The 20,153-nt window shown below is 52.1% G+C and carries 17 protein-coding genes; 13 read left to right on the top strand and 4 right to left on the bottom strand.

The window, feature by feature from the left end; genetic code table 11:
* Nucleotides 1-85: 85 nt before the first annotated feature.
* The 3 genes from JYB63_RS17420 to rsgA all read right to left on the bottom strand — a co-directional run bounded on the left by JYB63_RS17420 (nt 86) and on the right by rsgA (nt 3,654).
* Nucleotides 86-904, bottom strand: a complete 819-nt coding sequence (locus JYB63_RS17420; protein WP_205659183.1) for a sulfurtransferase — start codon at nt 902-904, stop codon at nt 86-88.
* Nucleotides 905-934: 30 nt separating this feature from the next.
* A complete protein-coding gene (locus JYB63_RS17425) occupies nt 935-2,530 on the bottom strand; it encodes an HDOD domain-containing protein (protein WP_205659184.1) in 1,596 nt (531 codons plus the stop codon).
* Nucleotides 2,531-2,631: 101 nt separating this feature from the next.
* Nucleotides 2,632-3,654 carry a small ribosomal subunit biogenesis GTPase RsgA gene (rsgA, locus tag JYB63_RS17430; RefSeq protein WP_205659185.1) on the bottom strand — a complete coding sequence of 341 codons (1,023 nt, stop codon included), beginning with the start codon at nt 3,652-3,654 and terminating at the stop codon, nt 2,632-2,634.
* Nucleotides 3,655-3,820: 166 nt separating this feature from the next.
* Between rsgA and orn the strand changes: the two genes are divergently transcribed.
* Nucleotides 3,821-4,363 carry an oligoribonuclease gene (orn, locus tag JYB63_RS17435; protein WP_205659186.1) on the top strand — a complete coding sequence of 181 codons (543 nt, stop codon included), beginning with the start codon at nt 3,821-3,823 and terminating at the stop codon, nt 4,361-4,363.
* A 490-nt stretch (nt 4,364-4,853) separates the two neighbouring features.
* Complete coding sequence (locus JYB63_RS17440; RefSeq protein ID WP_205659187.1) at nt 4,854-7,172, top strand: methyl-accepting chemotaxis protein; 2,319 nt, start codon at nt 4,854-4,856, stop codon at nt 7,170-7,172.
* A gap of 30 nt (nt 7,173-7,202) precedes the next feature.
* Here the strand turns inward: JYB63_RS17440 and queG are convergent, their stop codons facing one another.
* The gene (gene queG / locus JYB63_RS17445) at nt 7,203-8,336 is read right to left on the bottom strand and encodes a tRNA epoxyqueuosine(34) reductase QueG (protein ID WP_205659188.1); all 1,134 of its coding nucleotides are present in this window, start codon (nt 8,334-8,336) and stop codon (nt 7,203-7,205) included.
* Between the two features lie 44 nt (nt 8,337-8,380).
* Between queG and JYB63_RS17450 the strand changes: the two genes are divergently transcribed.
* The 11 genes from JYB63_RS17450 to JYB63_RS17500 all read left to right on the top strand — a co-directional run bounded on the left by JYB63_RS17450 (nt 8,381) and on the right by JYB63_RS17500 (nt 20,150).
* Nucleotides 8,381-9,940 (top strand): NAD(P)H-hydrate dehydratase, encoded by a 1,560-nt coding sequence (locus tag JYB63_RS17450; RefSeq protein WP_205659189.1) that lies wholly within the window; start codon nt 8,381-8,383, stop codon nt 9,938-9,940.
* A 26-nt stretch (nt 9,941-9,966) separates the two neighbouring features.
* The gene (gene tsaE, locus JYB63_RS17455) at nt 9,967-10,443 is read left to right on the top strand and encodes a tRNA (adenosine(37)-N6)-threonylcarbamoyltransferase complex ATPase subunit type 1 TsaE (RefSeq protein WP_336510902.1); all 477 of its coding nucleotides are present in this window, start codon (nt 9,967-9,969) and stop codon (nt 10,441-10,443) included.
* Nucleotides 10,444-10,457: 14 nt separating this feature from the next.
* Nucleotides 10,458-11,804, top strand: coding sequence for an N-acetylmuramoyl-L-alanine amidase family protein (locus JYB63_RS17460; protein ID WP_243432039.1), 1,347 nt, complete (start codon nt 10,458-10,460; stop codon nt 11,802-11,804).
* A gap of 41 nt (nt 11,805-11,845) precedes the next feature.
* Complete coding sequence (gene mutL / locus JYB63_RS17465) at nt 11,846-13,756, top strand: DNA mismatch repair endonuclease MutL (protein ID WP_205659191.1); 1,911 nt, start codon at nt 11,846-11,848, stop codon at nt 13,754-13,756.
* Nucleotides 13,757-13,837: 81 nt separating this feature from the next.
* Nucleotides 13,838-14,743: a tRNA (adenosine(37)-N6)-dimethylallyltransferase MiaA gene (gene miaA / locus JYB63_RS17470; protein WP_205659225.1), complete on the top strand. Its 906-nt coding sequence runs from the start codon at nt 13,838-13,840 to the stop codon at nt 14,741-14,743.
* Between the two features lie 121 nt (nt 14,744-14,864).
* Nucleotides 14,865-15,101 (top strand): RNA chaperone Hfq, encoded by a 237-nt coding sequence (hfq, locus tag JYB63_RS17475; RefSeq protein WP_124925946.1) that lies wholly within the window; start codon nt 14,865-14,867, stop codon nt 15,099-15,101.
* 8 nt (nt 15,102-15,109) lie between these two features.
* Complete coding sequence (gene hflX, locus JYB63_RS17480) at nt 15,110-16,426, top strand: ribosome rescue GTPase HflX (RefSeq protein ID WP_205659192.1); 1,317 nt, start codon at nt 15,110-15,112, stop codon at nt 16,424-16,426.
* Nucleotides 16,427-16,572: 146 nt separating this feature from the next.
* A complete protein-coding gene (gene hflK / locus JYB63_RS17485; RefSeq protein WP_205659193.1) occupies nt 16,573-17,760 on the top strand; it encodes an FtsH protease activity modulator HflK in 1,188 nt (395 codons plus the stop codon).
* Nucleotides 17,760-18,635 carry a protease modulator HflC gene (gene hflC, locus JYB63_RS17490; RefSeq protein WP_205659194.1) on the top strand — a complete coding sequence of 292 codons (876 nt, stop codon included), beginning with the start codon at nt 17,760-17,762 and terminating at the stop codon, nt 18,633-18,635. The genes hflK and hflC overlap by 1 nt, the downstream gene beginning before the upstream one ends.
* A gap of 117 nt (nt 18,636-18,752) precedes the next feature.
* On the top strand, nt 18,753-18,950 hold the full coding sequence (locus JYB63_RS17495) for a DUF2065 domain-containing protein (RefSeq protein WP_205659195.1): 198 nt from the start codon (nt 18,753-18,755) through the stop codon (nt 18,948-18,950).
* Nucleotides 18,951-18,971: 21 nt separating this feature from the next.
* Nucleotides 18,972-20,150, top strand: coding sequence for an ATP phosphoribosyltransferase regulatory subunit (locus tag JYB63_RS17500; protein WP_205659196.1), 1,179 nt, complete (start codon nt 18,972-18,974; stop codon nt 20,148-20,150).
* The last annotated feature ends 3 nt before the right edge of the window (nt 20,151-20,153 follow it).

Here is a 20,153-nt window from a genome sequence, read left to right on the forward strand (position 1 = left end):
TCCAGGTCGTTTAACAAAGTTTACCCGCCGACAGCGATGGCTGACGGCGGGTAAGCGAAAATTATTTTAACGGTGTTGTAAGGAGTTACTGCTCAACCGGTGTACTTGGATGATTGCCCCACTCAAACCAGGAGCCATCGTAGCAGCGGACATTTTCAAAGCCAAGGTGCTTCGTGAACAGATAGCTCAGACCGGATCGCCGGTGGGTCTGGCAGTGGGTGATCACTGTTTTGTCAGGCGTAACGCCCAGGGCAGCAAGTTCTTCAAGAATGTCTGCTGCCGGTCGCAGGCGGGTGTCCTGTTCAGAGATCAGGGCGTTGGTCCAGTTGTAGTTAACCGCCCCGGGTATATGCCCGCCTTTTGCGGCGTTTACCACTTTTTCGCCCCGGTATTCAGCAGGGGAGCGGACGTCGAGAATGCAGTGCTCAGGGTTGTTTAAGTGGGTGAGGATATATTCCATGTCGGCCAGGTTATGGGTGTCTAGGCTGGCCGGGTATTCGGTTGGCTCATAGTGCGGTACCTCGGCCGTGGTTGCAAAGCCGGCGTCTTCCCAGGCTTTGAGGTGGCCGTCGAGAAATGAGCAGGCGCTGTGACCAGCAGCGTGCAGGGTCCAGATCATCCGGCCGGCCTGCGGGCCCATCTGATCGTCATAGACCACGACGTGGCTGTCCGGTGTGATACCCAGTGAGGCAAGCAGTGCACTGAACTGGGCGTCTGATGGCCGTTTGTTCGGTATTGGCTGTTCACCGCAAAGCAGCCCTGCCGGGGCCATGTGACGGGCGCCGGGCAGATGTTTAGTGGCGTAATTTTCAGCAGATGAAAGGTCAATGATGACAATCTGACCCGGATCGCGGTCAAGCTGTTCGGCAAGCTGTGCAGGAGAAACCAGTAAAGGCAGTGACATAGACTGTATCCCGGAATAGGCGGATTAAAGTTAATTCTTGGACAGTGCCGCCAGGCAGTTGGTTGCTGCCGTACAGAGTTGCTTGAACTGTTTGTGCTGTACGGTTTCTATCAGGCTGGCGTCTTCGCCCATATCTGCATAGACAATAGCAACTGGTTTGCTGTTCATAAAGACTGACATCAGTAAGTAGTTAGAATCATTAATGTGTTGCTTATAGCTGTCGGGCAGCATCTTGCTGATCCGGTGAGTATTGTCCTGATTCACCAGAATGCAGGCCACTTTATCATACAGGCGGCTGAACAGGCTCTGAGAATCGATCTGATGCATGGACTGGTTCAGCGGATTGTCTTTGCTGAAGCCAATACTGTGAATCACTTTAACGATCTGGCTTTTGGTATTGACGGTATTGAGGCTGACCCGTTCCAGGCCGACACCCTGAATCAGTACTTTAAGCAGGTCTTTCAGTACTTCAGTGGGGTGCTGGTAATCTTCAGGATACTGAAGGAAACGTTCGTTCACTGTAGCAATCAGGGCCGGGTCTTTCAGGCTGGAGTCTGACGTGACCGCTGTCTGAATTTTGCGAGGCCGTGGGATCGGGAAGTGCTTGCTGCAGTATTTGTATTCCGTTTCCGATAATTTATAGCCGCCCTGGTTATTTCTGGAAGGAATAAACAGCATTTCTGCAGCTGGCGTCAGGGTACCGACCACGAAGTAATCGCGGGATGACTGGGCACAGTTCTGATGCAGGAGTGCCATGGTGGCGCCCAGTTCGCTTTTCAGATAGTCACTGACAATATCAATGATGTGCAGGGTGTTGGGTTTGTGCCAGCCAAAGGTGGCTGTGCCTGCCAGCCAGTTGGCCAGTTTCACCGGGAAAAAACGCTGCTGGACAAGATGGTTCAGTTCCCGCAGTTCTTCACCGCGCAGGCGGGGATCTTCCAGTGAACGCTGATGGAGTTTCATCAGAGTGCGTTTATTCAGTGGCAGGTCTTCAGCCAGCGAGGATTGTACCAGTTCCGGAAGGTTCCAGGAGACCGCCAGGCCGTGGGAAATGTCCTTGATGGTGCAGCCAAAAAGCTCACGCTCGACGGTTTCGCTGTCTTTACCCTGTTCACGGATTTTGACCTGCATCTGGGACATATGCAGCGGTGCATGATGCCAGAGAGCCCAGTGACCGATGCCGTAAAACAGTGCGGCCAAATAGCTTTCTTCGGTAAACATACCTTTGCGGGCCCGTTCCAGCCAGGAGCGTACCTGAACCGCTGCATGGTGACTGTTGGCGGTTGCCCGGAAATACATTTTGTCAGCGGTGCTGTGGGCGTTCAGGCGGGTGCCTTTCATGCCATTGATCAGGTTTTCGAGGTTATCGGTGCCTAATGAGCTGATGGCATGTTCGACGCCGGTGACCACGGAGCCTTTTTCTGCGTGCAGGATGCTGGCTGCTTTTACAACATGCAGACAGAGTAACGGATCTGCTTTAATCAGCCGGTTCAGATCCTTCATGGATGTTTTATCCGACTGCAATGCCTTCTGAATGCGGCGCAGACTGCTGGCCCGGACGGAAAAATCTTTATCCGTCAGGTATTGCGTCCATTCTTCTGCGTCGTATGGCTGGATCGTGCTCATTAATGGTCCTGATGCCGGTCACTTATCAAACGAAAACCACTCTGGTTAAGTCTTTGTTAAGAGAGGTTTTCGGCACATTAAACCTTTTATTTACAAGATAGTTAAGTTTCTTCCCTCGAAGTGAGTATATGTTTGTAACTATTTACTCTTTGAGCACTGATTTTTTGGTCTTCAATTGCTTGCTTTATGGCGCAGTGAGGTTCCTGTTCATGCTGGCAGTCACGGAACTTGCAAAGGCCAAGAAAAGGCGCAAATTCTGTGAAGCCTTCGATGATGCGATCTTTTTCAATGTGCCACAGTGCAAATTCCCGGATGCCCGGTGAGTCGATCAGGTCGCCGCCGTCCGGGAAGTGGAACAGGCGGGCGGTTGTGGTGGTGTGTGTGCCCTTGCGGGTAGCTTCAGATAATGCGCCGACTTTAAGGTCAACGCCGGGAAGCAATGCATTGATCAGAGAAGATTTACCGACACCGGACTGACCGACAAAGACGCTGATACGGCCGTTGAGTATGGCCTTAAGTTCATCCAGACCGTCTTCACGGGTTGTGGATACCTGCAGTACCTTGTAACCGATGTCGGTATAAAGGCGGATCATGCCTTCGATGTATTCGCGGTTATCGTCGTTCAGCAGGTCCTGTTTATTCACCAGCAGAACCGGTTCAATGCCGCTGACTTCTGCTGCCACCAGATAACGGTCGATCAGGTTGTAATGGGGCATCGGTTCGACGGCAATGGTGATAACAATGTGATCAATATTGGCCGCGACCGGTTTCAGTTCACCGTGGTTATTTGGTCGCTGGAGGACTGACTGGCGTTCTTCCGTAGCGACCACCACGCCATGTTCTGCACCGGCACGCCAGATGACTCTGTCGCCGGTGACCAGGCTGCTCAGGTTGGTGCGCATGTGGCAGCGGAAAATCTCCCCGCGGTGTTCACCTTCCAGTGCTTCAACATCCACCTGGCGGCCGAAATGAGAAATGATCTGGCCATGCTGTTCCGGGCCGAGTTCTCCGCCTTCCAGTTGCTGATCAATGTTGGAGTTTTTACGCTTTGCCCGTTCAGAACGTTCGTCCTGAATTTTTTGTATGCGCCACGCCTGGCGGCGGGTGAGTTTGCGTTTGGCCATTAAGTTTGTTGCGCCGTATAGATACAGTAAAATCTGATTATATTCGGGCCGCTGAAAACAAAGTTTTTGTTGCGCTAAGTGTCGCACAGATAGTTTTTCAGCGGCCTGCTAAGGTATTCTATAACACTTTTAAATAACAGTGCTGAAATCTAAGGGGAATTGCCGTATGTCTAGGCAAGATAATCTGATCTGGATCGATCTGGAAATGACCGGTCTTGATCCTGAACGGGAACGAATTATCGAAATTGCCACCATTGTGACCGATGCGGATCTGAATATTCTGGCGCTGGGGCCTAGTCTGGTTGTTAAACAGTCTGATGAATTGCTGGATGCGATGGATGAGTGGTGTACCAATCAGCATGGCAGTTCCGGGCTGACTGCCCGGGTGAAGGCGTCTCAGATCAGCGAGCGTCAGGCGGAAGAAGAAACCCTTGAGTTCATCAAACAGTATGTGGATCAGGGGGCCTCGCCGATATGCGGTAACAGTATCGGTCAGGACCGGCGTTTTCTGGTGAAGTACATGCCTGAGCTTGAAAGCTATTTCCACTACCGTAATCTGGATGTCAGCAGTATCAAGGAGCTGGCCCGTCGCTGGCGGCCGGAAGTGCTGAACGGTTTCGAGAAGAAGGGCTCTCATCTGGCGATGGATGATATTAAAGATTCCATCAACGAGTTAAAACATTACCGCGAGCACTTCTTTAACCTGTAATCCGGTCGTGTTGGTTGGTTGTGCAACCAATGCCCAAAATGAGTATCTTAAACTTTAGAATGAGTGGCTGCTAATTTAGCGTTTTAATATCTATTGCTTTGGGCACGTTTATTCTAAGCATTTCAATGATTAAGCGTTTTTAATGACGTTGCTTTTCTGCACTGAACCCCGGCTTGTCCGGGGTTTATTTTTTTATAAAGCTGTTTATCTCTCCTGTACTGCAATTCTCAGCCCGTTTGCAGGGTTTCTATTTTTTTTCAAACAGGGTTTATTAATAGGCATCTGTCCGGTGGCTTGAGGGGGCTTACCGGTACAACTTAAATGTCGCTGTGTCCGCCGCATTTTATTTCCTAAAACAATAAAGCTCAGCCGGACGCTGGTGAAGTGACATAAGGACGTGCGTAACGGTGGCTGTTGTCAGGCCGGATGTTCGTGTGGCTATTTGCGTAAACATTCCCTGTCAGCGGCTTCGAGTATTGAGAGAAGCAGTATGACGATTAAGACACGTATCCTACTGGCCATTGTATCGATTGGCATTATCCCCCTGATTTGCGCCAGTGCAGTTGTAATGTATGCCACCTCCAACGAAGTGAACGTTGCCCTCGATGATGCTGCCTCCGCCAAGCTGATTGCTGTGCGGGAGATGAAAAAAGATCAGCTGGTCAGTTACATCAGCGATTTGAAAAGCCTGGTTAAAAGCATTGCTGAAAATGAACAGACCGTGGTTGCCACGGGGTATTTCTCCAGCTCGTTTGACGTGAATAAGAAGGTTGATGCTGAGCAGCAGCAAAGCCTTAGCGGTTTCTACAGCGGCGCCTTTTCTGACGAATTTAAACAGCGGGATCCGGGATTTAACGGTGCGGACGCTGGCAATGCCCAGGCAGCGTTGGATGATCCGGCGCGTTATTTCCAGATGCGTTATATCAGCACCAATCCAAACCCTTTAGGGGAAAAGCAGGCGCTGGATCAGGCGAAGAAAATTACCAAGTTTAATGCCCGCTATGATTTATATCACTCACAGTACCATCCGGGCTTACGCCGTCTTCAGGAAGAGTTTGGTTTTCCTGATGTGCTGATCGTCAGCCCTGAAGGCCGTGTGGTTTATTCGGTGGCGAAGAATGTGGATTACGCCACGGATCTGACCAGCGGCATTGACAGTGGTCTGGTACAGGCCTGGAATAAAGCCAAAGATGCGGCGGCAGGTGAGGTATACCTGACGGACATTAATACTTACTTTGCAGATTTTGGCACGCCGGCGGCATTTCTTTCTTCGCCGGTGTTTGAGAAAGATAAGAATGTCGGCACTCTGGTGGTAAGGCTGCCGGTTGAGCGGGTAACACTGGCGCTGACCAGCAATAAACACTGGGCAGATGTCGGGCTGGGGCAAAGCGGTGAAGTGTATCTGGTGGGGGATGATCAGCGCCTGCGGACTGATAGCCGCCGGCTGATTGAATCGCCGGATCAGTACTTCGGTGAAATCTCTGCTACTGGCTGGCAGGACAGCGTTGAACAGATTCAGAACCGGCGCACCGGCGTGGCGCTGCAAAAGGTCAGCTCTGACGGAGTTAAAGCGGCGTTGCAGGGTGATACCGGTGTGACCCGGAATCAGGGGTATTACGGTGAAGAGGTGCTTTCGGCGTATACCCCGGTGGAAGTTGACGGTTTACGCTGGGCGCTGATTTCTGAGATGAGCATGTCGGAAGCCTTCGCCAGCGAAGAGCAGATTCTTGGTTCTATTACCCGGACCAGCGCTGTTGTGGTACTGGTGGTGCTGATTGCAGCGGTGTTGTTTGGCTTGCTGCTGTCACGTTTGCTGGTGAATCCGTTGCGGGAGCTGGTGACATCCTTCCAGGAAATTGCAGAGGGTGACGGCGATCTGACAACCCAGTTGGAAAGCGCCAAGCGCAAAGATGAAATTGGTGAGCTGGCAACAGCATTTAATGTGTTTATCGCCAACATTCGCGGGGTGGTGGCGCAGGCCAGCGAAACCGCGGAAAGCCTCACGGCAGTTACTAATCAGTTGGCGCAACAGTCCGGTGACACTGCCTCCCGCATGGGGCAACAGCGTTCCATGAGTGAGCTGATTGTAACGGCCATGACGGAGTTTTCTTACTCAATTGATAATGTGGCTCAGAGCAGTAACGAAACCCTCAATGCGATGGTTAGTGCCGGTGAGAAGATGGTCAGTGGTGCGGATCATGCACAGCGTTCTGTGAATGAAATTGATCAGCTGGTGGGCTTTACCCGGGAGTCAGCAAGTTCTATCAATGCGCTGTCCGGTGAGATTGATCAGGTCAGCTCCATTCTGGAGGTGATCAATGATATTGCTAAGCAGACCAGTTTACTGGCGCTGAACGCGGCTATTGAGGCGGCCCGTGCCGGCGAGCAGGGGCGGGGTTTTGCGGTGGTGGCTGACGAAGTTCGGACCCTCTCCTCACGGACTCAGGAAGCTACGGTTAATATTCAGGAAACCATGGAGAAGCTGCGGGAAACTGCAGATGATTCTGTGCGTCGGGTGGAAGATTCAATGGAAAATGCTGAGCGGGGCATCGCCATGGTGAATGAGACCGCCTCTGAGCTGGACGAAACCAAGCGCCTGATGGCGGATGTGGAAGCGATGCAGACTCAGATTGCTACCGCGGTTAATGAACAGCTGGATGTGATTAAGGATATCGAAAAGAATGCCGTAGAGATTGATACCCTGTCTGAAACCACGCTGGACAGTGCTCAGGAGTCTGCCGGTGATACCGATAAGTTAAGCCAGATGGCAGACCGTCTGCACAGTCTTGTGGGCCGTTTTAAAACCTGATCTGTAAGATAAGCATCTAAGCTGGTCGTTTCAGTCGGCCAGCTTGGTTGCTCTTGGGTGTACTGCTATGGGCAGGGGCGTTGCTGTGACATCGTCCCGGCTGCTCAGGTGATCCAGTGCCCACTGGGCGTGTTCCTTCACCAGCTCGCTGGTATCGGGATTGCTGAGCAGGTTGTGCAGTGCGGTTCTGGATTCCGGGCTGTTAATGCCGTTACCCAGTGCGACAGCTATATTCCGCTGCCAGCCCTGGTAGCCGCTGCGGCGTATGGCTGAACCTTCGGTACGTTTGAGAAACGTGGCTTCATCCCAGTTAAGTAATTCCCTCAGGTTTTTATCATCCAGCCCGTGTCGGGGTTTAAAGTCATCTTCTGCTGAGGCCTGTGCAAAGCGGTTCCAGGGGCAGATAAGCTGGCAGTCATCACAGCCGAAGATCCGGTTGCCCATTAGCGGCCGTAGCTCCGTGGGAATGCTGCCGTTGTATTCGATGGTCAGATAAGAAATACAGCGCCGGGCATCCACCACATAGGGTTCAACGATAGCTTTCGTTGGGCAAACATCGATGCAGGCCTGGCATTTGCCACAGTGTTCTTCTTCATAGGGTTCGTCTACCGGCAGGGGCAGGTCGACAAACAGTTCACCCAGTAAAAACCAGGAGCCGGCTTCACGGTTCAGGATCAGGCTGTGCTTGCCTTGCCAGCCAATGCCGGCTTTGCGGGCCAGTGGCCGTTCAAGCACGGGGGCGCTGTCGACAAAGGCCCGGTAGCCAAATTCACCGATCAGCGTTTCTATGTCCTTCCCCAGCCGAGTCAGGCGCTTACGCATCAGCTTGTGATAATCACGACCCATGGTGTAGCGGGATATGTAGGCTTTGTCAGGGTTCTTAAGGATTTTCAGTGTCTGAATATCCGGTGGCAGGCAGTTCATCCTGACACAGATAACCCGACGGGTACCTTCAACCAGCAGTGACGGATCCAGACGCTTCTCGATATTGTTTTCCAGATATCCCATTTCACCGTGGTAGCCGTTTTCAAGCCAGCGGTGATAGGCCTCTGACTCCGGACTGATGTCAGTATCGCTGATACCGCATTGCTGAAAGCCCTGTTTCAGCGCGGCAGCTTTAATTGCCTGACTGAGGGCGGCAAGTGATTTTGAGTCCTGATGCATTATGGCCGGGTCTTAGTAGCTGTTTTTACTGTAGGTTGGATATAATGAAGCCAAATTCCGAGTCGAGATCTTATACCGTGGCTAAGTCTTCGCAATTACCCGCTGCATTATACACAGCTGAACTGACCCGGGCACTGGATGCAGCAGCAATCAGTGCCGGGATGCCTGGCTTTAAATTGATGTTAAGGGCCGGACACGTGGCCTTTGACCGGCTGATGCACCAGTGGCCGGACGTGCACTCTCTGAGCATTCTCTGCGGTACCGGCAATAACGGCGGCGACGGTTTTGTGATGGCGGCACTGGCTCAGCAACAGGGCATTCAGGTGCAGGTTGTCTGTGTGTCCCGGCTGGATGATTTTGCGGTGCAGCTGCGTGGCGAAGCGCGACAGGCTTACGACTGGATGTGTGATCAGGGTGTTGAGTGTCACCGTTACCGTCTGGGGATGAACCTGCAGGGGGAGGTGATTGTCGATGCATTGCTCGGTACCGGACTTAATGGCTCGGTTGCTGAACCCTTTGTGGGGGCGATCCGGCAGATTAACCTGTCAGGTAAGCCAGTACTCGCGGTGGATATACCTTCCGGCCTGTGCAGTGACACCGGTGCGGTGCTGGGTGATGCGGTTCGTGCTGATCATACGGTAACTTTTATCGGTATGAAGCAGGGCATGCTTACCCACGAAGGTGTGGATTATTGTGGGCAGTTGCATTTCGACAGCCTGCGCATTGCTGATGATATCTATGAGTCTATTCCGGTCAGTGGTTTCCGTACCTGCCGGGAAGATCTGGCCGAACTGTTGCCGCCACGGGGTGCTTCCAGTCATAAAGGACACTTTGGTCATGTGCTGGTGATCGGCGGTGATTATGGTATGGGCGGAGCGGCAATCATGGCCGCGCAGGCGGCAGGACGGACCGGTGCCGGTTTAGTGAGCCTGGCAACCCGGGCAGAGCATGTGACTGCGGCACTGACCCGGGCACCGGAAATCATGGTGCACGGGGTGCGCAGTGGCCATGATCTTGCGGTTCTCATTGAGCGTGCATCGGTGGTGGTGATTGGTCCGGGCCTTGGGCAGAACGCCTGGGGCGAGCAGTTGCTGATGGCGGTGCTGGATAACTGCGGCTCCGATAAAAAACCGCTGGTGATGGATGCGGACGCGCTTAACCTGCTGGTGATCAATGGCAAGCTGGATGGAAGTAAACACAGTAACTGGTTGCTGACACCTCATCCCGGTGAGGCTGCACGATTGCTGGAAACCTCTGTGTCAAAGGTTCAGGCAGACCGTTTTGCTGCTGCAGAGGCCCTGCAGGACCGTTTTGGCGGCACTTTGGTACTGAAGGGGGCGGGTACCCTGAGTTGTGACGGCGATGCCATGCACCTGTGTTCGGCGGGTAATCCCGGAATGGCCAGTGGTGGCATGGGAGATGTACTCAGCGGAATTATAGGCGCGCTGCTGGCGCAGAAGCTGGAATTTACTGATGCTGCCCGTGTTGGTGTGTATATCCATGGAAAAGCAGCGGATGAGGCTGCAAAAAATGGTCAGCGAGGTATGCAAGCCACTGATCTGTTGGCACAATTACCCAAAGTTGTTAACGTTTTCCCCAAATAGCAGACAAAGTGAAGGAAGTAAGTACGGTGTCAGAGTATCAGCAGCAGTGTTTTTTTATCGCTGATGAAGCAGCCATGGTGGCTTTTGGCAGCAATCTGGCGGCGTCCGCCAGCGGTGGTGTGGTATTTCTGAATGGTGATCTTGGCATGGGTAAAACCACTCTGTGCCGGGGCATCATTCAGGGGGCCGGTCATAAGGGAGCGGTTAAGAGTCCTACCTATACACTGGTTGAACCCTACGAGCTGACCGGCCGGGATGTGTATCACTTTGACCTTTACCGTCTGGGAGATCCGGAAGAGCTTGAGTACTTTGGTATCCGGGATTATTTCCACGATGATGCGTTGTGTCTGATTGAATGGCCGGAAAAAGGTGAAGGTGTGTTGCCGCCTGCCGATCTATTACTGAATATCACCGTCCAGGGGGAAGGACGGCAGATTGAGTTGTTGCCTCAAACTGCTAAAGGGGAGCAGTTGCTGGTGAATTTGCAGGCCGCTGCCGAGTAAGGATGAAACTGAATATGTTGCGTGTTGCCCGTTTAAGTCTGATGTTTGTGTGTGCGTTGATGTCGGCGGTGGTTGGTGCTGCCGATGTGAAAAACGTGCGCCTGTGGATTGCGCCGGATCACGCCCGCCTGGTTTTTGACCTCAGTGCCAGTGCCAGTCATAAGCTGTTTACCCTGAAGAATCCTGACCGCATTGTTCTGGATGTGGATAACGCTAAATTTAAGGCGGATCTTAATCAGCTGAACCTGACCAAGAGTCCGGTAGAGCGTATCCGCAGTGGTGCAAAGGATAAAAACGATCTGCGCATCGTGCTGGATCTGAAATCAGATGTCCGCGCTAAGAGTTTTGCACTCAGCCCGAATGATAAATATGGCCACCGTCTGGTGGTGGACCTCTATCAGCCAGAGAAGGTTGCCGAGACTGTTAAGCGGGCAACACCTACAGCTAATAATCCGGATAAGCTGCGTAATGTGGTGATTGCCATTGATGCTGGCCACGGGGGAGACGATCCCGGCGCTGTAGGACCGCGGGGCGAGAAAGAGAAAGATGTGGTGCTTGGTATTGCCCGTGAGCTGAAGAAGCTGTTGCAGAAAGAGCCGGGCTTTACGCCACAACTGACACGTGACGGTGACTATTACATCAGTCTGCGCAGCCGCACCAGTCGGGCACGCAAGAATAACGCGGATATGTTTGTGTCGATTCATGCGGACGGCTTTAAGGATAAACGTGCTAAAGGTGCCTCTGTGTGGGTATTGTCTCCAAGGGGAGCCAGCAGCGAAATGGGTCGCTGGTTAGCCAAGCGGGAAAACAGTACCGACCTGATCGGTGGCGTGGGCAGCGTCAGCCTGGAGGATAAGGATGATGTGCTGGCAAAAGTATTGCTCGATATGTCGATGACCGCCAGCCGCAGTGACAGCCGGGTGATTGCTGAAACCGTCCATAAAAATATGAGCCGCTTTGCAAAAATGCATAAGAAGCGGGTCGAGCAGGCCGGGTTTGTGGTACTTAAATCGCCGGATATTCCGTCCATTCTGGTAGAGACCGGCTTTATTACCAACCCGGAAGAAGCACGAAAGCTGAAGTCTAAGTCATATCAGAAGAAGATGGCGCAGGCGATTTTTGCCGGCATTAAGGCGCATTTCGTAGCCAAACCTCCGGCCCTTACGTATCTGGCCTGGCAAAAGCAGGGCGGTAATCAGGGCAAGTCTGTCGCCGGAAAATATAAGGTTGTCAGAGGCGATACTTTATCGGTTATTGCCCGTCGTAACGGTGTTTCCATGGCGGCGTTGCGTAAAGCTAATGGCCTGAAAAATGCGGATCATATCCGGGTTGGCCAGGTGCTGCAGATCCCAACCAGCTGATGTGTCTGGTTAACTGTTCATTTCAGTATCGAGTGTAATTTATGTCCCGTATCCATTTGCTCTCGCCACGTCTGGCGAACCAGATCGCTGCCGGTGAGGTTGTCGAGCGCCCGGCTTCAGTGGTTAAAGAGATTCTTGAGAACAGTCTGGATGCCGGTGCTGACCGTATTGAGCTGGATATTGAGCAGGGCGGTGTAAAGCTGATTCGGTTACGGGATAACGGCAGCGGCATTGAGAAGGAAGATCTCTCTCTGGCCCTGAGCCGACATGCTACCAGTAAAATCCGTGATCTGAATGATCTGGAAGCTGTGCAGAGCCTTGGCTTCCGGGGGGAAGCGCTGGCATCGGTGAGTTCAGTGTCGCGGCTGACCCTGACATCCCGTACGGCGGATCAGGAGAGTGCCTGGCAGGTGCAGACCGAAGGCCGGGATATGGTGGCTGAAATTTCTCCGGCAGCGCATCCTGCGGGGACGACAGTGGAAATGCGCGATCTGTTTTTCAATACCCCGGCGCGACGTAAGTTTCTTAAAACAGAGAAGACTGAATTTAAACACCTGGAAGAGGTGGTTAAACGGCTGGCGTTAAGTCGCTTTGATGTGGGCTTTACCCTGCGGCATAACCAGAAAATTATTCATCAGTTGCGTCCGGCGTCTACCGAAGCAGAACAGGAGCGACGCATTGCCAGCCTGATGTCACCGGCGTTTATCGAAGAGTCAATGCGGGTGGATGTCAGTGCCGATGCTTCCGGCCTGAGGTTGTGGGGCTGGGTAGGTTTGCCGACCTTTTCCCGCAGTCAGCCTGATTTACAGTACTTTTTTGTCAATGGCCGGGTGATCCGGGATAAGGTGGTTTCCCATGCACTGCGCCAGGCCTATCAGGATGTGCTATTCCATGGCCGTCATCCTGCCTATGTGCTGTTTATGGAACTTGATCCGGCGCTGGTGGATGTGAACGTTCACCCGACCAAGCATGAGGTGCGCTTCCGTGAAAGCCGGCTGGTGCATGACTTTATCTTCCGAACCACTCACCGGGTAATTGCCGATATGCGGCCGCAAACCGGTGAAGATACCACCGGTATTCCTGAGTCTGTGCTGGCAAATGGCGGTAATGCGCCAACCAGTGATTTTCTGCCTTCACCGGGTGTTGCCGGCGTAGGCCAGACATTTCAGCAGGGGCGGATGCCGTTGTATCAGCAGACGCAGCAGGCAGACCGGCCTTCTGTTGGCCAGGTGCGTGAACAGATTCAGCAGTATGGTCAGTTACATCCTTCACCTGCCCCGGCTTCATTCGGTGGCCCTGTGTCTGGCAGTATGGGTACAGGAGGAGATGCGTCCGGGGCAGTCATGCCGGATGTTGATGAGACGAAGTGCCCGCCAATGGGGTATGCTGTCGCGCAATTACACGGTGTGTTCATTCTTGCGCAAAATGATACTGGTCTTGTGGTAGTGGATATGCATGCCGCCCATGAGCGGATTGTATATGAGCGGATGAAAACGGCTTATGAGGCAGAGGGTGTTCGCAGCCAGCCGTTATTGGTGCCGGTAAGTATGGCAGTCAGCAGCGGTGAGGCTGATTGCGCAGAAGAACAAAGTGAAGTTTTCCGCCAGCTCGGGTTTGAAATTGCCCGTATGGGGGAAGAGACCATTGTGATCCGGCAGGTGCCGGTGGCGCTGGCGAACGGTGATGTAACCAAGCTGATTCTTGATGTTATTGCTGATATGCAGCAGTTCGGTAACAGCCGTAAGGTTCAGGAGCATATCAATGAATTGCTGGCCACCATGGCGTGCCATGGTTCTGTGCGGGCGAACCGTCAGCTCACTCTGCCGGAAATGAATGCTTTGCTGCGGGATATGGAACAAACGGAACGCAGCGGTCAGTGTAACCATGGGCGACCTACCTGGACACAGATGTCCATGCAGGAGCTGGATGGCCTGTTTATGCGCGGTCAGTGATCCTTTTGTGTTGTTCGCATTAAACTGTTTTTAATTTTGGAGTACGACGTGACAACGTCTTTGCCACCGGCAATTTTTCTGATGGGCCCCACTGCGGCAGGTAAAACTGATCTGGCCATGGCCCTTTGTGATTTGCTGGATTGTGAGATTATCAGTGTGGACTCGGCCATGATCTATCGTCAGATGGATATTGGTACCGCCACCCCTGAAGCTGAGCTGCTGGCCCGGTATCCCCACCGTCTGGTGGATATTCTTGATCCCTCTGAAGCCTATTCTGCCGCTGATTTCCGTCGTGATGCATTAGCCCATATGGCTGAGATTACTGCGAAAGGCAAGATTCCTCTGCTGGTGGGCGGGACCATGCTGTATTACCAGGCGCTGATGAAAGGGTTGGCAGATATGCCTGAAGCTGATCCGGTGGTGCGTCAGCGTTTGCTGGATGAAGCTAATAGCAAGGGCTGGGAAGTTCTGCATAAGCGGCTGGCGGAGGTTGATCCGGTTTCAGCTGAGCGAATTCACCCGAATGACCCGCAACGGTTGCAGCGTGCGCTGGAAGTATATGAGCTGACCGGTAAGTCTATGACAGAGCACTGGCAGGCACAGGAAGCCTCACGTGCGCCTTATAATATGCAGTCTTTGTGTGTGATGCCGACAGAGCGCTCGGTATTGCATCAGCGTATTGAGCAGCGTTTTCATCTGATGCTGGAGCAGGGCTTTGAAGAAGAAGTAAGAGCTTTGTGGGATCGCGGCGATCTGGATGCTTCTATGCCGTCGATTCGTTGTGTCGGTTACCGCCAGATGTGGGAGCATTTTCAGGGCCAGTGGGACCGTGAAACAATGATTCACAAAGGCATCGTGGCGACCCGTCAGTTGGCGAAACGGCAGATAACCTGGTTGCGCAGCTGGCCTGATTTGAAAACTTTAGCTTCAAATGATCCAAATTTAACAAATAATGCCTTGAAATTGTTAGAGGGTGGCATTATATAATGCTGTAGCTTGAATTTTTCGGACCGTCCGGCTTTTTTGAGGCGGTCACATGCGCAGGATTTTTAACAGGATTTGAGTTGCGCATACCTTTTTATTATCGATTCACAGGAAGGAGCTTCCAATGTCAAAAGGGCAATCTTTACAAGACCCTTATCTGAACGTACTGCGTAAAGAACGCGTACCCGTTTCTATTTTCTTGGTAAATGGTATCAAGCTACAGGGGCAAATCGAGTCATTCGACCAGTTTGTTATCCTGCTTAAAAATACTGTCAGCCAGATGGTCTATAAACACGCAATCTCAACTGTGGTACCGGCCCGTCCGGTTAAGTTGCCACAGGGTGATGAATCGGCTGACTGAGGTTCTATTTGTTTTTTGAGCGTCCCGAGTCTGGCGAATGCGCCATTCTTGTCCACATAGATATGGCTGATGAGGCGGACCGGGAAAGCCCGAAAGAGTTAGAAGAACTCGCGCTTTCTGCTGGCGCCGATCCTGTAGATATTCTTACCGGTAGTCGCCATCAGCCCAGCCCTAAGTTATTTATCGGTAGCGGTAAAGTTGAAGAATTGAAAGCCATGGTGCGTCAGTATGATGCCGAGCTGGTTATTTTCAATCATTCACTGAGTCCAGGCCAGGAACGTAACCTCGAAAGAGAGTTGCAGTGCCGGGTGCTGGACCGTACCGGTCTGATTCTGGATATTTTTGCTCAGCGTGCCCGTACCCATGAAGGTAAACTTCAGGTGGAACTGGCGCAGCTGGAGCATATGTCTACACGTCTGGTTCGTGGCTGGACACACCTTGAACGTCAGAAAGGTGGTATTGGTTTACGTGGCCCGGGTGAAACCCAGCTGGAAACCGACCGCCGGTTACTGCGTGCCCGCATCAAAAGTATTCTCAAGCGACTGGAAAAAGTCCGCAAGCAGCGTGACCAGGGGCGTCGTGCCCGTAGCCGTGCTGAAGTGCCGGGCTTATCGCTGGTTGGTTATACCAACGCTGGTAAGTCAACGCTGTTTAATCAGCTGACTGAGGCAGAGGTGTACGCAGCCGATCAGTTGTTTGCCACGCTTGATCCGACCCTGCGCCGTATAGAGGTAGCGGATGTCGGACAGGCAATTCTTGCTGATACCGTAGGTTTTATCCGTCACCTGCCCCATAAACTGGTTGAGGCTTTCCGGGCAACTTTGCAGGAAACCACTGAAGCTACTTTATTGCTGCATGTGATTGATGCTTTTGATGAGGATCGTCAGGAACATATTGATGAAGTGAATGCGGTGCTGGCAGAAATTAATGCGGATGAGGTGCCATGTCTTGAGGTCTATAACAAGATTGACCGTATGACGGGTATCGAGCCTCGTATTGACCGTAATGATGAAGGTGTGCCCGTTCGGGTATGGGTTTCAGCAGCAACCGGGCAGGGAACTGATTTACTGTTTCAGGCGATTTCTGAGCGTCTGGCGGATGATGTCTTCCATGATTCCATTCAGGTGGCGCCGTCTGAAGGTGCTTTCCGTGCCTTGCTGTATGGTCAGGGTGCGGTACTGAATGAAACCTATGATGATGCCGGCGAAAGTCATCTGGAAGTGCGTTTGCAACGTAAAGACTTTATGCAGATTCTCAGCAAGGTAAGTATTCCGGCGGAACGTTACCTGGGGGCTGATGTCAACAAGCCTGAGTGGCTGCAGTGATGGCAAATATCTGAATTTTAAAAGTAAGCTGCGTACTTCGGGCGTTGCATACTATGATTAAGCTACATACAATTTTGGTAGATATGGTGCTTTACCTGTCGATTCGGTAAAGACAAAGCATTAACGGTTCTAGAACGGAGAACAGTATGGCTTGGAATGAGCCTGGTGGTAACGGGAATAATCAGGATCCCTGGAACTCTGGTGGTAAGCGTAATGGCGGCGGCAATAATGATCAGGGGCCACCTGATCTGGATGAGGCGCTGCAAAAGCTGCAGGAGAAACTTAACGGAATTTTCGGTAAACCGAACAAGTCCGGCGGTTCCGGTGGCAAACCGGCAGCGCCATCGGGTGGCCTGTTTGGCATTCTGATCGTTATTTTGCTGGTTGGTTGGGCGGCTTTAGGCTTCTATACCGTGGATCAGCAAGAGCGTGGTGTTGTGCTGCGTCTGGGTAAATTCAGCGAAACGGTTATGCCGGGTCTGCAGTGGAACCCACCTTTAATTGATCAGGTTACGCCGGTTAACGTGACCCGGGTAAATGCTTACGATCACCGTTCTCTGATGCTGACAGAAGATGAGAACATTGTTGACGTGTCTATCACCGTTCAGTACGTCATCTCTGATCCTAAGGCTTACCTGCTGAAAGTCCGTGATCCGGAAGCCAGTCTGGCGAATGCATCTGAGTCTGCGTTACGTCACATTGTTGGTGGATCTGAAATGGATTCCATTCTGACGGAAGGTCGTGAGATTCTGGGTGCGGATGTTAAAGGTCGTCTGCAGCAGTCTATGGAAGATTATCAGACCGGTTTACGTATCACTCAGGTGAACATTAAAGAAGTTAAGGCACCGTCTCAGGTTCAGGATGCGTTTGATGATGTAATCAAGGCACGTGAGGATGAGCAGCGGGTAATTAACGAAGCTGAGTCTTACCGTAATGGTATTATCCCTGAAGCGCGTGGTATCGCCCAGCGTATGAAGGAAGAGGCCAGTGCATACCGTGAACAGGTCGTTGCTCAGGCACAGGGTGATGCGCAACGTTTTGAAGCTCTGCTGGGTGAATACCTGAAGGCACCGGATGTAACCCGTGAGCGTCTGTACCTGGATGCCATGGAATCAGTTATGGCTAATAACTCCAAGGTTCTGGTTGATGTTGAGGGCGGTAACAACATGATGTACCTGCCGCTGGACAAGTTGTCCGAGCGTCGTCAGGCTCCTGTTGAATTTAACCGTTCAGGCACTACCCGCCTGAGTAACGATAATATTCGTGATATCACTGATCAGGTGATTGAGCAGTTACGTCAGCGTCAGCAAACCAACCGTCGGGAGGCACGATAATGTCAGGCAAATCTATGGCAGGCGTAGTCATCGCGCTATTGTTGGTCGTGCTGGCGTCTAATTCGCTGTTTATCATTAAAGAAACCGACCGTGCAGTACTGCTGCGCTTCGGTGAAATCGTGAATCCTAACCTGCAGCCAGGTCTGCATATTAAGATTCCTGTGATTAATAAGGTACGTAAGTTTGATGGTCGGGTTCTGACCCTGGATGCGCAGCCGCAGTCTTATCTGACGGTTGAGAAGAAGCGTCTGGTGGTTGATTCCTTCATCAAGTGGCGTGTTATTGATCCGCAGACTTATTATACCGCTACTTCCGGTGACCAGTTCCGTGCTGCGGAACGTCTGTTCCCAAGTGTGGATGCCGGTCTGCGTGCACAGTTCGGTGAGCGTACTCTGACTGAGGTGGTATCCGGTGAGCGTGATCAGTTAATGATCGAGCTGACTGAGTCTCTGAGCCAGACGACCCGTGATGAGCTGGGTATCGAGCTGATTGACATCCGTGTTAAGAAGATCGATCTGCCGCAGGAAGTATCGAACTCTGTATATGACCGTATGCGTACCGAGCGTGAGCGGGAAGCCCGTGAACTGCGTTCCCGTGGTCAGGAGCTTGCAGAAGGTATCCGTGCTGATGCTGACCGTCAGAAGACAGTTATCGAAGCGGCTGCATACCGTGATGCACAGGAGCTGCGCGGTGAAGGTGATGCGGAGTCTGCAGGTATCTATGCCAAGGCATACAGCCGCGATCCTGAGTTCTACTCTTTCTACCGCAGTCTGAATGCATATAAAGAAGCGTTTAACCAGCAGGGCGATGTAATGATTCTGGAACCGGACAGTGAATTCTTCCGTTACCTGAATCAGCCAGGCCTGCAACGTTAATTGCTACTTTTGATTAATTTTTACCCGGAATAGGCTGCACTATTTGCTCTGTTCCGTGGTAGAATTCTGTAACCGGGTTAAAGCCCGGTTTTTTTATGCGGTTTTGTGCGAGGCGTTATGTGGGCAGAGCTTTGGCAACCCCTGTTAATCGGTTTCAGTCTGATGCTGATAATCGAGGGAATTGTGCCTTTTCTGTATCCCGGACGCTGGCGCAGGTTAGTCCAGCAGTTAGCGAATATCAGTGATAAGGCGCTGCGGATAACCGGTTTAATCAGTATGCTGGTAGGTCTGTGCATACTGTATATGATTAACTGATCGATCGATTAGGAGAGTTGCATGGCCTTGGCAGATCGCTGGTTATTACCAGACGGTGTCAAAGAAATCTTGCCACCACAGGCGCGTCAGGTTGAAGCGGCCCGCCGGCAAGTGCTAGATATGTATAATACCTGGGGTTATGAATTAGTCATGACGCCAATGATCGAACACCTGGATTCTTTGTTAAGTGGTGTTGGTCGGGATCTTGATCTGAATACGTTTAAAGTAACAGATCAGTTGACAGGCCGGATGTTAGGCATCCGTGCTGATATTACCCAGCAGGTGGCGCGCATTGATGCCCACCGTCTTAAGAACGATGGGCCTAATCGTCTCTGTTACTGCAGCACTGTGCTGCATACTCTGCCGGCAAATCCGCTGGCGTCACGTAATCCGTTACAGGTAGGTGCTGAGCTGTTTGGGCATTCTGGCCTGGCAAGCGATGTAGAAATTATTTCCCTGATGCTTGAAACCCTGCATGTGCTGGGTGTCAGTCAGGAGCTGAGTATCGATCTGGGTCACGTAGGTATTTATCGTGGACTGATTGCCGGTGCAGGACTGACCGATGTTCAGGAAAGCGATTACTTTGAGTTGTTGCAGCGTAAGGATATGCCTGAAATTGAGCGTTTCCTGAGCCAGGTTGAAATTCCTGCAGAACAGGCGGCAATGCTGGCTAAGTTGCCGGCGCTGCACGGTGGCATTGAAGTGCTGGATGCTGCTCAGGAAAGCTTTGCGGCTATCAGTGATGCAATTACACCGGCGCTGGATTATCTGCGTCAGATTGCAGAGCAGATTGGCCAGCGTTATCCGGAGGTTGATCTGTATTTCGACCTGAGTGAATTACGCGGTTACAACTATCACACCGGCATTGTGTTCGGTGCGTATACGCCAAGTTTCGGACAGGCGATTGCCAAAGGTGGTCGTTATGATGAAGTAGGGCGTGATTTTGGCCGGGCGCGCCCGGCAACAGGTTTTAGTGCTGACCTTAAGACACTGGTTGAGCTATCTGCTCAGACATGTCAGCAGGACGGTGCAGTACTGGCGCCGGCTGGCAGTGATGCCGGACTATTAAAGGCGATCAGTGAACTACGTACAACCGGTAAGCGGGTTGTGCAGCAGCTCGATGGTGCGGCATCTGATGATGTTGTCTTCGCGCAGCAACTGGTGCAGCAGGATGGGGTTTGGGTTCTGCAGAGCCTGTAACCG

Source organism: Aliamphritea spongicola (assembly GCF_017051665.1).
Taxonomy (GTDB): Bacteria; Pseudomonadota; Gammaproteobacteria; order Pseudomonadales; family Balneatricaceae; genus Amphritea; species Amphritea spongicola.